We start from the raw sequence: 13,269 nt of genomic DNA, 5'->3' as shown, positions 1-13,269 counted from the left end.
AGGACGAGCGTGCCGAACCAGGCGTCCGCGCTACGGCTGCAGTTTGCCGACGACATGTTCCTGCGCAGGCACGACGGCGAGGCCAGTCCCGCCGTCAACCAGGTGCTGTGGCGCCTCGACGGCCCGTACGACGCTGACCGCCTCCGCGAGCTGGCCGAGGGCCTCGCCGCCGGGTCCCTGCACCGCCGGGTGGTGCGCGCTCGGGTGCCGGGCGCGCGGCACCGGTGGGCGCCCGCTGGCACGCTGCCCGTGCTCGACCTGCAGACGGCGGCCGTCGCCGAGAGCGCCGTCGGAACCTGGGCACAGGCGCAGGCCGACCTTCCCCTCGACCCGGCCCGCGGCCGGTCCTGGCGGCTCGCGGCGGCGGACGTGGTGGCGGACGCTGGGGTGGGGGCCGGGATGGACGACGGAGGCTCCGTTGTCGGCGGCATCGTGTCCCTGACCTGCGCACATGCGGTCGCGGACGGCGCAGCGCTGATCGACGCCCTGGTGCGCGCCTCGACGCATGCGGACCCGATAGTGGTCCCGGCGCCCGAGCGCGGGACCCGAGCGCTGCTCGCGGATGCCGCCGACGCCGCCGCACAGGCAGCGGCCGTCGCACGGTGGGCGCGGGCGAGGGCGCGGCAGTCCGCACGCGGACGCCGGACGCCGCCCGCGACCCTGCTGATCGAGGCAGCCCCCACCCCCGCCGCGCCACCTGCCGAGCCCGGTGCGCCGCTGGTCGAGCCTGTCGAGACCTCGGTCACCCCGTCGGCCGAGCCTGTCGAGACCTCCGGCGTATCGGTCTCGGCCGGCGAAGCCGGAGACCGCTGGCGGGCCCCCGTGCTGCATCTCGAGCTTCCGGCCGGCCGGGTGGCGCAGGTCGCCGCCGAGCACGGCGGGACGCCCAACACATGGTTCGTCGCGTTCCTCGCCCGCCTGGTGCATGCCACGGGCCGGTTTCCGGGCGAGCCGGTACCCGTCGCGCTCCCGGTGTCCACCCGCGGCGAGGACGACCCGCGCGCGAACTCCACCAAGATCGCCCGGGTCACGATCCCTGCCGACGTGCTCGCCATGCGCGACCTCGGCTGGGTGCGGGCGGCGACCAAGGAGGCGTACACCGCCGTCGGCCGGGCGGAGCCCGGCGTGTCGCCGGTACCGCTCGAGCTGGTCCAGATGCTGCCCGACACCGTCGTGAGCAAGCTGCCGCAGCCGTCCGTCGCCGCCGCGCTGGCGTCCAACCTCGGTACGCCACCCGAGGGTTACACGCACGCGCCCGGCGGCGCGGTCCGTGCGGTGGCCACGCTGTCGCACTACCAGGGTGCCACCGCGGCCGAGCTGCGGGCCGCCGGCGGCGGGCTGGTCGCCTTCTGCACGACGGCGGGCCACGCGACAGTGCTCAGCGTCGCCGGCCTCGACCCCGACCGCGTGGCCGACGCCGACACGCTGCGCGACCTCGTGCTGGCCGAGGCGGACGTCTGGCAGATCCCGGCGGAGCCGTGGTGACGGTGCGCCGCGCCGCAGCCTCAGCCTCAGCCTCAGCCGGAGAGCGTGCCGGAGAGGACACCGGAGACAGCGTCGGCGGCCGCGGCGACCGCCCGGTCGGCGGGCACGAGCTGCGCGCCGAGCGCGACGGCCCGGGCCGCGGTGGCGTCGTCGAGCACCTCGGCCAGGGCCCCGGTGAGCACGCCGGGCTGTGTGAGCGTGCTCGCGCGGCGTGCGACCCCGACCCCTGCGCCCCGCAGCAGGTCGCCCCACATGGGCTGGTCGGCCGAGTACCAGCCGACGACTGCGGGCAGCCCCGCCCGCAGCACCGCACCGGTGGTGCCCGCACCGCCGTGGTGCACCGCCGCGCGGCAGCGGGGCAGCACCGCCGCGTGGTCGACGGCGCCGACCACCCGCACCCGGTTCTCGTCCACGCCGGAACCGGGGACGCCGCCGCCGGCGGCCGAGAAGTCGTTCCACCCGGCGCTGACCAGCGCCCGCACCCCGAACTCCGCGCACGCGGCGTCGACGGCGGAGAGCAGCGCGGGCGGGTCCGCGACGGGCATCGAGCCGAACCCGACGTAGACGGGCGGGTCGCCGTCGTCCAGCCAGGCCGCGAGGCCCTCCTCGAGGCCGGCACCGGAGCCGGCCTCCCCGAGACGGGCGCGGGCGTCGTCGTCCAGCGCGAGGAAGCCGGTCAGCGGACGGCGCGGACCCCACTCGTCCGCGAGCCCGGGGACGAGCGCCGGGTCGTACGCCTGGACCTCCACGACTCCGGCGTCGCGCAGCCTGGTGGGCAGGTGCACGCAGGCCCTGCCGAGGCCGAGCTCGCCGCGCTGGTCGTTCTCGGCGCGCCGGGTCAGGTCCCAGCGCACCCGCTCCCCCAGCGCCCAGGCGGCGCGCGTGGCGCCCGGCCCGCGCAGCCCGCTCACGGGCGACACGACCCGGTTGGCCCGGACCGGGCAGTAGTGCAGGGCGGCCATGCCGAGCCCGCGTCGCTCGGCGACGGCGGCCGCGACCTCCTGGCCGAGCAGGCCGGTCACCACCGTGTCGGCCTGGCCGACGTCGTCCAGCAGGGCCAGCAGTCCCGTGCGCAGCTCGTCCCAGCCCGCCGCCGCGACGGCGCGCAGCGCCCGCACGCGCCGCACGGGATGGGGCGAGCGCATGTCGCGCCGCACCAGGTCGGAGCCCAGCAGGGCCGCCGAGTCGATGCCGAGCGGCACCGGGTCGAGGCCCAGGCGTTCGGCGAGCGGCACGAGGTTGGGCGCGACGCCCGTGACCACCTCGTGCCCGCGACGGCGCAGCTCCAGGCCTACCGCGAGGGCCGGCTGGACATCTCCTCGGCTGCCCACAAGGGCCAGGACGTGACGCACGCGCGCACTCTACTCACCCGCCACCCACCGGAGGCCCCGTGACCAGCCAAGCGACCACCACCGACCCGGCGGCCAGCAACCGCCTCACCTACGACGACGACCTCTTCCTCCGCACCCGCCGCGTGCTCGGGGTGGCGGTGGTGAACCAGACGGTCTGGCGCCTGCCCGCGCCGCTGGACGCCGCCGCCGTGCGCGTCCTGCACAGCGGCCTGGCGGACGGACCGCTGCAGCGGGTGGTCCGGCCCGGCCGTCTCCCCGGCGCCCGCGCACGCTGGTCGGCCTCCACCGTGTCGCTGGACCCGGCGATCGAGTCCACCCCCGTGCCCGACGACGCCGTGCTCACCTGGGCGGACCGGCAGGCGCAGGCGAACCTTGACCCCGAGCACGGTCCCACCTGGGCCCTCGCGGCGGCGCCGACGGCGAGCGGCGGGAGCGTGCTCAGCTACGTCACGTCGCACGTGGTCGCCGACGGCGGGATGCACATCGGCGCGTTCCAGGCAGCGGTAGCGGCCGCGACGGTCGCCGCAGGCAGGGCCGCGATCGGCCGGGCGGCCCCCGACGCGCGGCCAGCGGAAGTCGCCGGCGCGACCGGGTCGCCGTCCGCCCGCAGGCTGCCCAAGGAGGGCGAGCGCATCCGGACCGGTCTCGTGGCCGACCTGCGCGACGCCACCGGGCAGGCGCGGGCGGCGGTGGACGGTCTGCGGCAGGCCGCCAGGCAGGGCCCGGTGCCGCCGGTGCTGGCGCAGCAGTCGGCGGACCGGCCGCGCCCCGAACCGCGCACCGACGACGCGCAGCCCGCCAACCCGCCGGTGGTCGTCGTCGACACCGATGCCTCGACCTGGCACCGCACCGCGCACGCGGCCGGCGGGACGGCGAACAGCCTGCTCATCGCCGTCTGCACGGAGATCCTGCTCGCGGCCGGTGCCGCGACCGCGGGCATGCCGGTGCGTGTCTCGGTGCCCGTCAGCCTGCGCGGCAAGGACGACCTGCGCTCCAACGCGACGTCCGGCGTCTCGATCGCCGTCGACACCACGGTGACCCCAGCACCCGAGCGAGCCGGGGTGGTGACCGACATGGCGCGGATCCGCGCGAGCGCCGCCGCCGAGTTCCGGGCCCTGACCTCCGGCACGCGGGTGGACACGCTGGGCCCGCTGAAGCCGCTCATGCAGATGGTGCCCGACGCCGTCGCGCGGCGCGCCGCGCGCGACGCCACCGCGCCGCTGTGCCTGGCCTCGAACCTGGGCCGGCTGCCCGCGACGTTCGCCGCCCCGCTGGGCACCTCGGCGACCAGCGTGCTCATGCGCGGGGTCACGCAGGGCCTGACCCGCGGTCGCCTGCGCCAGATGCGCGGCGGCCTGGACTCCTGGTGGTCAGAGCACGACGGCGTGGCAACCCTGGTGGTCCTGGGCCTGGACGACGAACATCTGGGAGAACCGTCCCAGATCCATGCGGCGATAGAGAGCGTCTACGCCCGCCACGGCCTGCCCACCCGCTTCTGGTGACGGTGGTCGTCCGGACACCTCGGAGGGGAACCGACGACGTCACGCCGCCATGTGGACCGGGGGGTGACCGTTGGTTCGCGGTACCGGGGTGGACTCGGTGTTCGGGCTGCGGCGGAGCGTCACCAGGACGCCGGCCGACGCCGCCGCGAACACGAGCACGCCGAACCCCGTAGCCCAGGCGTCGAGGTCGACGGTCAGCGTGAAGGAGACGATCGCCGCGACGGGGGCGACCAGGCCGATGAGCACCGCGTACCGGGCATGAAGGAGCACCCGCGCCGTCCGCGCGACGAACCAGCTCACGACCGCCCAGGTGAGCAGCGTGAGCGTCGTGCCGACCACCGACGCGAACACCTCGCCGGCGTTGTGGGCCCCAGCGGGTGGCCCGAAGTAGAAGAGCTCAGTGGTCGCGACAAGCACCAGGAACCCCACGATCGCGACCGTTCCGGTCACGAGAGAGCGTTTCAACACGCGGCCTCCGCACTGAGGATCTGCACCGGACTCTCCTGGCGCGCCCTTTATACCAAGTCGTTGCCGCGCGATGTCAGCGCGTCACCGTCAATTCACCCACAGAAGACCACAGGAATGCAAAAGGCGCGTGGTGGCGAGCCCTGGCGCTGTGCGTCAGACAATCGTACATTTGCGCCATGTCGGATGAGTCGGAACACCTCCCCGGTCCTGCACCTTCCGTCGAACCCTCGGCAGCCGGCGGGCTCTCCCGCCGGGGTGTCCTGCGCGCGGCAGCCGCGGGAGCGTTGAGCATCCCGTTCGCGGCCGCCCTGGCGTCCCCGGCCACCGCCGTCACCATCCCGGCCGCCACCGCCGCCGGCGTCCCCAGCGCCGCGCCCGAGCTTCCGGCCGGGCTCATGCCCTACCGCTCCCCCTACATCAACTGGGCCGGCGAGATCACCCACGGCGGGCTGTGGGCCTGCGCGCCCCGCACCGGACAGGACCTCGCCCGCCTCGCCAACTGGGCACGCGCCAACGGCTGGCGGCTCCGCGCCCGGGGCAAGTCGCACACCTGGTCACCCCTGACCATCACCCAGGCCACCGAGCCGGACGCGCGGATCCTCCTGCTGGACACCACGGTGCACCTGACGCACATGGAGCTCGCAGCCCCGCCCGCCGGTGCTCCCGGCGCCGTCCGGGCGCAGCCTGGGGTGACCATCGAGACGCTGATGGCCTTCCTGGCCGACCACGGGCTGGGGGTCACCAACACTCCCGCACCGGGTGAGCTGACCCTTGGCGGCACGCTCGCCATCGACGCCCACGGCACCAGCGTCCCGGCCGACGGCGAGCCCTCCCGGCCGGGCCACACCTACGGCAGCCTCAGCAACCTCGTCCTGGCCCTCACCGTCGTCGTCTGGGACCCCGACCACGACGCCTATGTGCTGCGGACCTTCCACCGAGGGACCGACGAGGAGTGCGAGGCGCTGGCGACCCACCTCGGGCGCGGCCTCGTCGCCGAGGTGGTGCTCCAGGCCGGCGAGGAGGTCCCGCTGCGCTGCCAGAGCCGCGTCGACCTCACCGCCGACGAGCTGTTCGCCGCCCCGGGCAGTGCGCTCGCCGCGCGGGGGAACACCTTCGCCGACTTCATGGCCGAGTCCGGGCGGGTGGAGACGATCTGGTTCGCCTTCACGGACAAGCCCTGGCTCAAGGTGTGGAGCCTCAGCCCCGAGCGGCCCCTCACGTCCCGGCGGGTGTACGCCCCGTACAACTATCCGTTCAGCGACGTCATCCCGACGCCGGTGTCCCGCCTGGTCGGGCTCATCGTCGGCGGCTCCTGGCACCTCGCACCCGTGCTCGGCGCCACGCAGTACACGGTGGCGGCGACCGGGCTGACCGCGACCCTCGCGACGGACCTCTGGGGTCCCGCCTACATGCTCCAGTTCTACCTACGCCCCACCACGCTGCGCGAGACCGCCAACGGGTACGGGATCCTCACCAGCCGAGCCGACGTCCAGCGCGTGGTCTCCGAGTTCGCCGCCTACTACAAGCAGCGGCTGGCGGCCTGGGCCGCCGACGGCCGGTTCCCGGTCAACGGGCAGGTGGAGATCCGGGTCAGCGGCCTCGACCAGCCCGGCGACTCCGCGGCGCCGGGCGCACGTCCGCCGCTGCTGTCCGTCGTCCGGCCGCATCCCGACCACCCGGAGTTCGACTGCGCGGTGTGGGTCGACGTGCTGACCCAGCCGACGTCTCCCGGAGCCCACGAGTTCTACCGTGAGCTCGAACAGTTCCTGCTGAGCACCTTCGACGGCGGCTACGCGCTCGCGCGCGTCGAGTGGTCGAAGGGCTGGGCCTACACGGAGACCGCCGCCTGGGCCGATGACGAGGTCATCGAGTCGGCGATACCCGCTTCGTACGGCGCCGGGCAGTGGTCGGAGGCCGTCGCCGTCCTGGACCGGCTGGATCCGCACGGGGTGCTCGGCAACGAGTTCACGGACCGGCTGGTGCGCTGAGCGACCTCGTCCCTCGGTCCGGACCGGGCGCCGCCTGTCGTCAGAGCGCGGCCACGATCAGCTCCACCTGGTCCTTCGCGTCCCCGAAGAGCATCGCGGTGTTCTCCCGGAAGAACAGGGGGTTCTGCACGCCGGCGTACCCCGTCGCCATGGAGCGCTTGAACACGACCACCTCGCGCGCCCGCCACACCTCGAGCACCGGCATGCCCGCGATGGGCGACGCCGGGTCGTCCTGCGCGGCCGGGTTCACCGTGTCGTTGGCGCCGATCACCAGCACCACGTCGGTCTTCGGGAAGTCGTCGTTGATCTCGTCCATGCCGAGCACCTGGTCGTAGGGCACCTTCGCCTCGGCCAGCAGCACGTTCATGTGGCCGGGCAGCCGGCCGGCCACCGGGTGGATCCCGAACCGCACCGTGATGCCCCGGGCGGCGAGGCGGGCCACCAGGTCGGCGACCGGGTACTGGGCCTTCGCCACCGCCATGCCGTAGCCCGGCACGACGATCACCGAGCGGGCGGCGGTCAGGCGGTCGGCGACCTCGAGCGCCGTCGTCTCCCGGTAGGAACCCGGTTCGACGGCGCCGTCCTCGACGACGGCGCCAGGCTCCGCGCCGAACCCGCCGAGGATCACGCTGACGAACGACCGGTTCATCGCCCGGCACATCAGGTAGCTGAGGATCGCACCCGAGGAGCCGACGAGCGCACCCGTGATGATGAGCAGGTCGTTGCCCAGCATGAACCCGGCAGCCGCAGCCGCCCACCCGGAGTAGGAGTTCAGCATCGAGACGACGACGGGCATGTCGCCCCCGCCGATCGCCGCCACCAGGTGCCAGCCCAGTGCCAGCGCCACCACGGTCATGAGCAGCAGCGGGACGAGGCCCGACCTGCCCGCGGCGAGGAACCACCACAGCAGCGCGCCGCACGCGACGACGGCGGCCAGGTTGAGCCAGTTGCGACCCGGCAGCATCAGCGGCGACGACCGCAGCCGCGCCGACAGTTTCCCGAACGCCACCACGGAGCCGGTGAACGTCACGGCCCCGATCAGCACGCCGAGGAACACCTCGACGTGGTGCACGGTGGTACCTGCGCCGGTCGTGCGGGGCTCGGTCAGGTAGGACCCGTAGCCGACGAGCACCGCAGCGGCACCGACGAAGGAGTGCAGCAGCGCGATGAGCTCGGGCATCTGCGTCATCTCGACGGTCCGTGCCCGCCAGGTGCCGACGGCCGCGCCCACGAGGAGCACGAGGAGGATCAGTCCGGCGGTCACGCCGACGGGCCGTTCGGACCGGTCGAGCGCGAGCGCCACGGTCGCCGCCAGGGCGAGCCCCATGCCGGTCATCCCGAGCAGGACGCCGCGCCGCGCGGTCTCCTGCTTCGACAGGCCGGCCAGGGACAGCACGAACAGCACGGCCGCCACGAGGTAGCCGGCCTGGACCACTGACTCGACGGTCATCGCCTGCTCCCCTCGGTGGTGTCGCCCCTGCGGAACATCCCGAGCATGCGATGGGTCACGAGGAACCCGCCGAAGATGTTGATGCTCGCGACCGCGGACGCGAGCACGGCCAGCGTCGTCACGATCACGTTCGCCGAGCCGATCTGCAGCATCCCGCCGACGAGGATGATCCCGGAGATGGCGTTGGTCTGGGACATGAGCGGGGTGTGCAGGGCGTGGCTGACGTGCGAGATCACGTAGAACCCCACGACGACGGCGAGCGCCAGCACCGTGAAGTGCGCCGCCTGGTCGGCGGGTGACGCCGCCACGGCGAGCGCGGCGAGCGCCGCGGCGAGGCCGATCAGCACTGCCCGCACGGCGGGGTGGGCCTGCTTCCCCTGTGGTCGAGCGTATCGAGACCCTCGCGAGGTCTCGACGGGCTCGACCAACGGTGCCCCCGCGACCGACTGCGGAGCCGACACCGCCACCGGTGGTGGCGGCCACAGCACCTCGCCGCCGGCGGCGACGGTCATGCCGCGCACGACGACGTCCTCCGGGTCGAGCGCGAGGCGGCCGTCGCGCTCCGGCGTGCCGAGCTGGACCAGGTTGGCGACCGCCGTGCCGAGCAGCTCGGAGGTGTGCCGGGGCATGCGGTCGGGCAGGTCGGTCCAGCCGAGGATCACCACGCCGTTGTCGCTGACCACCCGCTTGCCCGGGACCGTCAGCTCGCAGTTGCCGCCGCCCGGCGCCGCGAGGTCGACGATGACGCTGCCCGGCCGCATGTTCGCGACCATCTCGGCGGTGATGGTCGTGGGGGCGGTGCCGCGCACGAGCGCCGTCGTGATGACGATGTCCGCGGCGGCCGTCTCGACGGCGTACGCGCGCTGCGCCGCTGCCTCCTGGCCTGCGGTGAGCGACGAGGCGTAACCGTCGGTGCTGACCTGCTGCGCGGCGTCGTCGGCCTGGACGACCGTCGCGCCCATGGACTCGATCTGCTCCGCGACCTCCGGCCGGACGTCGAAGGCGCGCACCTGCGCACCCAGGCTGCCTGCCGCGCCGATGGCAGCGAGCCCGGCCACGCCCGCCCCGATGACGAAGACGTTCGCCGGCGGAGTGGTACCCGCAGCGGTGACCTGGCCCGAGAACATGCCGCCGAACTCGGCGGCCGCCTCCACCACCGCCCGGTATCCCGCGACGTTCGACAGCGCGCTGAGCACGTCGAGCGACTGCGCCCGGGAGATGCGCGGCACGGCGTCCAGGGCGAGGGCCGTGACGCCGCGGTTGGCGAGCGCGCGCACCAGGTCGGGGCGGGCGGCGGGAGCGATCTGGGCGATCAGCACCGCGCCGATCCTGAGCCCGTCCGGGCCTCGCGCGCCCGGTCGCAGCCCGGCAGGGCCGGGTGTGGCCAGCGCGTCGGGCGCCCGCGTGACCGCCACGACGTCGGACGCCCACGCCTCGGCGTCGGACACGACCGCAGCACCCGCCGCCTCGTACGCCGCGTCGGGGAAGCCGGCGCCCGCTCCGGCGCCTGCCGAGACCGCCACGTCGTAACCGAGACCGACCAGCCGGGCGGTCGTCGCCGGGGTGGCGGGCACGAGCGGCCCGCCGTCGTCCGGGATACCGATGCGCATGTGACCCTCCTCGCTCACGTGCGCAACCTACCGCCTACCGCCGACACACCTGTTATGCCGAGTTCACCGGCGGCTTGAACGTGACCGGAAGACTCACCGGCTGGCGGATCCACAGGGTCTGGTCCCAGGCGACGTCGGCGGCGGGGATCCGCAGGACGACGTCGAGCCTGCGCAGGATCGTCTCGACGGCGATCCGCGCGACGACCCGCGCCGTGCGGGGCGCCGGGCACGCGTGCGGGCCCGTGCCGAACGACACGTGGGCGCGGCTGCCCACGTGGTCCCAGGGGTCCCCGGTATCCATCCGCGGGTCCGTGTTCGCGGCGTAGATCGCGAGGACGATCGGGTCGCCGGCGGCGACGAGCTTGCCGTCCAGCACGACGTCCTGCCTGGCGAACCGGGGCAGGGTGTTGATGGTCGGCGTGGAGCGCCACAGCACCTCGTCCATGGCGTTGTCCAGGTCGATGCGGCCGCCGTGCAACCGGCCGGAGAACCGGGAGTCGGCGAGGGTCAGCAGAAGGGTCTGCGCCACCCACGCCGTCAGGGTCAGGTTGCCCGCAAAGGCGACGGTCAGCAGGGTGTGGGTCACCTCGACGTCTTCCCGCATGTTGGGGTGCGCCACGAGGGAGCTGGCGAGGTCCCGCTGCGGGAGCCTCCGGCGGGCCGCGACGAGGTCGCCGAGCATCCGGTCGACCTCGGCCACCGCGGGTGCGGCATCGGTCCCGCCGCCGGCGACCCGGCGCGTCAGGTCGAACAGGCGCTGCCCGTCCTCCGGGTCGAACCCGATCATGTCGGCGACGACGAGGAACGGGATCACCGACGCGTACTCGAGCATGAGGTCCGCGCGGCCACGGTCCTCGAAGCGGTCGATGAGCAGGTTGCACAGGGAGCGCGTCTTCGAGGCGGTGATGCCCTCCGAGAGCTGCTCGAACGCGTCGTCGAGGGGTTCGCGCAGGCGCTGCCGCAGCGCACCGTCGGTATGGTTCGCGGCGAAGCGCTGGTGCGACGTGAGGATCGGGCGCAGGCCCGACGTCACGGGGAGGCCGCCACGAGCGTGCCCGTTCCAGGTCTGCGGGTTGGTCGCGAAGACGTGCTCGTTGCGCATGATGTCGTAGACGAGCCGCTGTCCCATGACGAGCCAGGCGGGTACGCCGGGCTCCAGCTCCACGGGGGCGACCTCGCCCCACTCGCGCTCGAGCTCGTCGTAGAACACCCGCGGCTCCGGCATGCCCGACGCGTGGACCAGGGGCTTCAGGTTCGCGATCTCGCTGAGCCGGACGGGCCTGGTGCCCCGCCAGGGACGGTCCTGCGTGCTGCGCATGTCATCGAGCAAAGGGGCCGGCCCTCTCGTGGTGGGACTCAAGGTGGGAGGCTGACCCGAACCGACGGGCCGAACACCCGAGGGTACTTGCCGGATTTGATCCAGTTCAGGTAAATTCATGGATTCGCCCGTATCTGTGCAGTCGTCGTTGATCGCCCAGGGTGATCCCGCCCGTGTTCCCACCATGCATCGTGACCTCGGCCACGCCCGTGGCTACGATGTCTGCGAGGGCGTACACACTGTTGCACCCTCGATCGACCCTGTCGAGACCCATCCGGACGGGACCAGCAGTCGAACCAACCGTCGGCATCCCCACCGACGAGCAAGGGGGGCACGTGGCACTCGACGCCGACCGGGAACGCCCGGACGACCTGGTACAGAGCGTGGCGCGCGCCTTCCGCGTCCTGGAGGTCGTCACCCGGACCCCGGGCCTGCCGGTCAAGGCGATCGCACGCCGCAGCGGACTCAACCTCTCCACCACGTACCACCTGGTGCGCACGCTCGCGTACAAGGGCTACGTCACCCGCCTGAAGGACGGCACGTACGACGTCGGCGACCAGGTGAGCCAGCGGTTCTACGAGCAGCTCGGCTCGCTCGGCCGCGGACCCGGCACCCGTGAGGTGCTGCGCCACCTCGCCCAGACCACGGGCTACAGCGCATACCTCGGCCGCATCAGCGCCGGCCGGGTCGTCGTCGTCGACTACTCGGAGGCCCCCGGTTCCCCGTACCTCGAGGACCTGGAGCGCGGGCTCGACGTGTCCGCGCACGCCACCGCGCTGGGCAAGGCCCTGCTGCTCGGCATCACCCGCCGGGAGCGCTACGACCTGGTGCTCGAGGCCGGGATGCGCAAGTTCACCGCGCGTACCGCCTCCGACATCACGGCGCTCGACGCACAGCTCGCGCGCATGCGGCCGGACAACGTTGTCGAAGAGCACGGCGAGTTCCGCGACGACCTCACCTGCGCCGCCCACCTCGTCCCCCGCCGAGCGGGCGACGACGTCACCTGGGCCGTCGGGCTCAGCATCCGGGGCGAGGTCGTTCCGCAGCAGGCCCGCCGCGAGCTGAGCCTGGTCGCCGGAGACCTCGCGACGATCTGACCTGCCGCTCGTCCCCGTCGAGTGCGTGACATCCGCCCTCTCGACGGCCGTCCGAGGGCGAACGTCACGCACTCAACGGGGTGGGTGGGGGACGCACAAGGTGAGGGACTCACGGTTCGTTGACAGCGTGAGCGGGAGGGAGCCTGCCGGCTCGCCGTCCGCGTAGGCGACCAGGCCCGCCGGGGACTCCAGCCGGATCACTGGTGCACGCAGCGTGGTGACGTCGGGCCGCCCGACGTGCTTGCCCGCCTTGATGAGCGCGTCGAACGCGAGGACCTTGAACCGGCCGACGGCGTGCACCAGGGTCACGTCCAGCAGCCCGTCCGCCGGGTCGGCGTCCGGGCAGATCGGCACGCCGCCGCCGTAGTACCGGGTCAGGCCGACCGCGAGCATGTACCCGTCCTGCTCCAGAGCGGGCGCGCCCGCCAGGCGCAGCCGGTAGCCGAACGTCCGCAGCCGCAGCCACTCCAGGTAGACGGCGACCTTGTAGCGCGCTGGGCCCGTCGGCCAGGTCATCCGGTTGGTGCGCTCGTTGGTCAGCGAGTCCAGCCCCGCGCACAGCACCGTGACGAAGTGGCGCACCGTGCCGTCGTCGGCGGTGACGGTGCCCGTGTCGACCCGGCGGCGGGCGCCGTCGAGCGCGAGGTCGGCGGCGGCCGCGGCGTCGTCCAACGGGATGCCGTGCTCTCGGGCGAGGTCGTTGCCCGTGCCGCCGGGGATCACCGCCAGCGGGACGCCGGACTCCAGCACTGGCGCCAGCACCGACGAGACGGTGCCGTCGCCGCCGACGACCACGAGCACGTCGGGGCCCTCGTCGACCGCCCGCCTGCCGAGCGCGGCCGTCTCCTCCTCGCTGGCGCCCTGGTGGACCCGGACGTCGACGCCCCTGGCCCGCAGCCGCTCGATCGCGACCTGCCCGCTGTCTGCGCCGACACCGTGCCCCGAGGCGGGGTTCACGAGCACCGCGATGTGCCCGGCCCTGCCGACCTGCTCCGTCAT

10 protein-coding genes are annotated in these 13,269 nt (G+C 73.8%); 4 read left to right on the top strand and 6 right to left on the bottom strand.

The window, feature by feature from the left end; all coding sequences use genetic code 11:
* The first annotated feature begins 9 nt into the window (after positions 1–9).
* Positions 10–1,485 carry a hypothetical protein gene (locus AB0I32_RS22520; RefSeq protein ID WP_357510108.1) on the top strand — a complete coding sequence of 492 codons (1,476 nt, stop codon included), beginning with the start codon at positions 10–12 and terminating at the stop codon, positions 1,483–1,485.
* A gap of 32 nt (positions 1,486–1,517) precedes the next feature.
* Here AB0I32_RS22520 and AB0I32_RS22515 read toward each other — a convergent pair whose 3' ends face one another.
* The gene (locus AB0I32_RS22515) at positions 1,518–2,837 is read right to left on the bottom strand and encodes a glycosyltransferase (RefSeq protein WP_357510106.1); all 1,320 of its coding nucleotides are present in this window, start codon (positions 2,835–2,837) and stop codon (positions 1,518–1,520) included.
* Between the two features lie 38 nt (positions 2,838–2,875).
* On the opposite strand from AB0I32_RS22515, the gene AB0I32_RS22510 reads away from it, so the two are divergent.
* Complete coding sequence (locus AB0I32_RS22510; protein ID WP_357510104.1) at positions 2,876–4,339, top strand: hypothetical protein; 1,464 nt, start codon at positions 2,876–2,878, stop codon at positions 4,337–4,339.
* A gap of 39 nt (positions 4,340–4,378) precedes the next feature.
* Here AB0I32_RS22510 and AB0I32_RS22505 read toward each other — a convergent pair whose 3' ends face one another.
* Positions 4,379–4,807 (bottom strand): hypothetical protein, encoded by a 429-nt coding sequence (locus AB0I32_RS22505; protein WP_357510102.1) that lies wholly within the window; start codon positions 4,805–4,807, stop codon positions 4,379–4,381.
* A gap of 176 nt (positions 4,808–4,983) precedes the next feature.
* Between AB0I32_RS22505 and AB0I32_RS22500 the strand changes: the two genes are divergently transcribed.
* Positions 4,984–6,795 carry a cholesterol oxidase substrate-binding domain-containing protein gene (locus tag AB0I32_RS22500; RefSeq protein WP_357510100.1) on the top strand — a complete coding sequence of 604 codons (1,812 nt, stop codon included), beginning with the start codon at positions 4,984–4,986 and terminating at the stop codon, positions 6,793–6,795.
* A gap of 40 nt (positions 6,796–6,835) precedes the next feature.
* Here AB0I32_RS22500 and pntB read toward each other — a convergent pair whose 3' ends face one another.
* From pntB to AB0I32_RS22485, 3 genes are read right to left on the bottom strand one after another with little or no spacing between them, the layout of a single operon-like run.
* A complete protein-coding gene (gene pntB, locus AB0I32_RS22495) occupies positions 6,836–8,245 on the bottom strand; it encodes a Re/Si-specific NAD(P)(+) transhydrogenase subunit beta (RefSeq protein WP_357510098.1) in 1,410 nt (469 codons plus the stop codon).
* Positions 8,242–9,855 (bottom strand): Re/Si-specific NAD(P)(+) transhydrogenase subunit alpha, encoded by a 1,614-nt coding sequence (locus AB0I32_RS22490; RefSeq protein WP_357510165.1) that lies wholly within the window; start codon positions 9,853–9,855, stop codon positions 8,242–8,244. The genes pntB and AB0I32_RS22490 overlap by 4 nt, the downstream gene beginning before the upstream one ends.
* A gap of 52 nt (positions 9,856–9,907) precedes the next feature.
* Complete coding sequence (locus AB0I32_RS22485) at positions 9,908–11,173, bottom strand: cytochrome P450 (protein WP_357510096.1); 1,266 nt, start codon at positions 11,171–11,173, stop codon at positions 9,908–9,910.
* Between the two features lie 335 nt (positions 11,174–11,508).
* On the opposite strand from AB0I32_RS22485, the gene AB0I32_RS22480 reads away from it, so the two are divergent.
* A complete protein-coding gene (locus AB0I32_RS22480) occupies positions 11,509–12,270 on the top strand; it encodes a helix-turn-helix domain-containing protein (RefSeq protein WP_357510094.1) in 762 nt (253 codons plus the stop codon).
* Between the two features lie 72 nt (positions 12,271–12,342).
* Here the strand turns inward: AB0I32_RS22480 and AB0I32_RS22475 are convergent, their stop codons facing one another.
* The gene (locus AB0I32_RS22475; protein WP_357510092.1) at positions 12,343–13,269 is read right to left on the bottom strand and encodes a diacylglycerol kinase family protein; all 927 of its coding nucleotides are present in this window, start codon (positions 13,267–13,269) and stop codon (positions 12,343–12,345) included.

It is taken from the genome of Promicromonospora sp. NPDC050249 (assembly GCF_040656015.1).
Classification (GTDB): Bacteria; Actinomycetota; Actinomycetes; order Actinomycetales; family Cellulomonadaceae; genus Promicromonospora.
The sequence above is the reverse complement of the archived record's forward strand: the minus strand, read 5'-3'. Positions and strand labels throughout refer to the sequence as shown.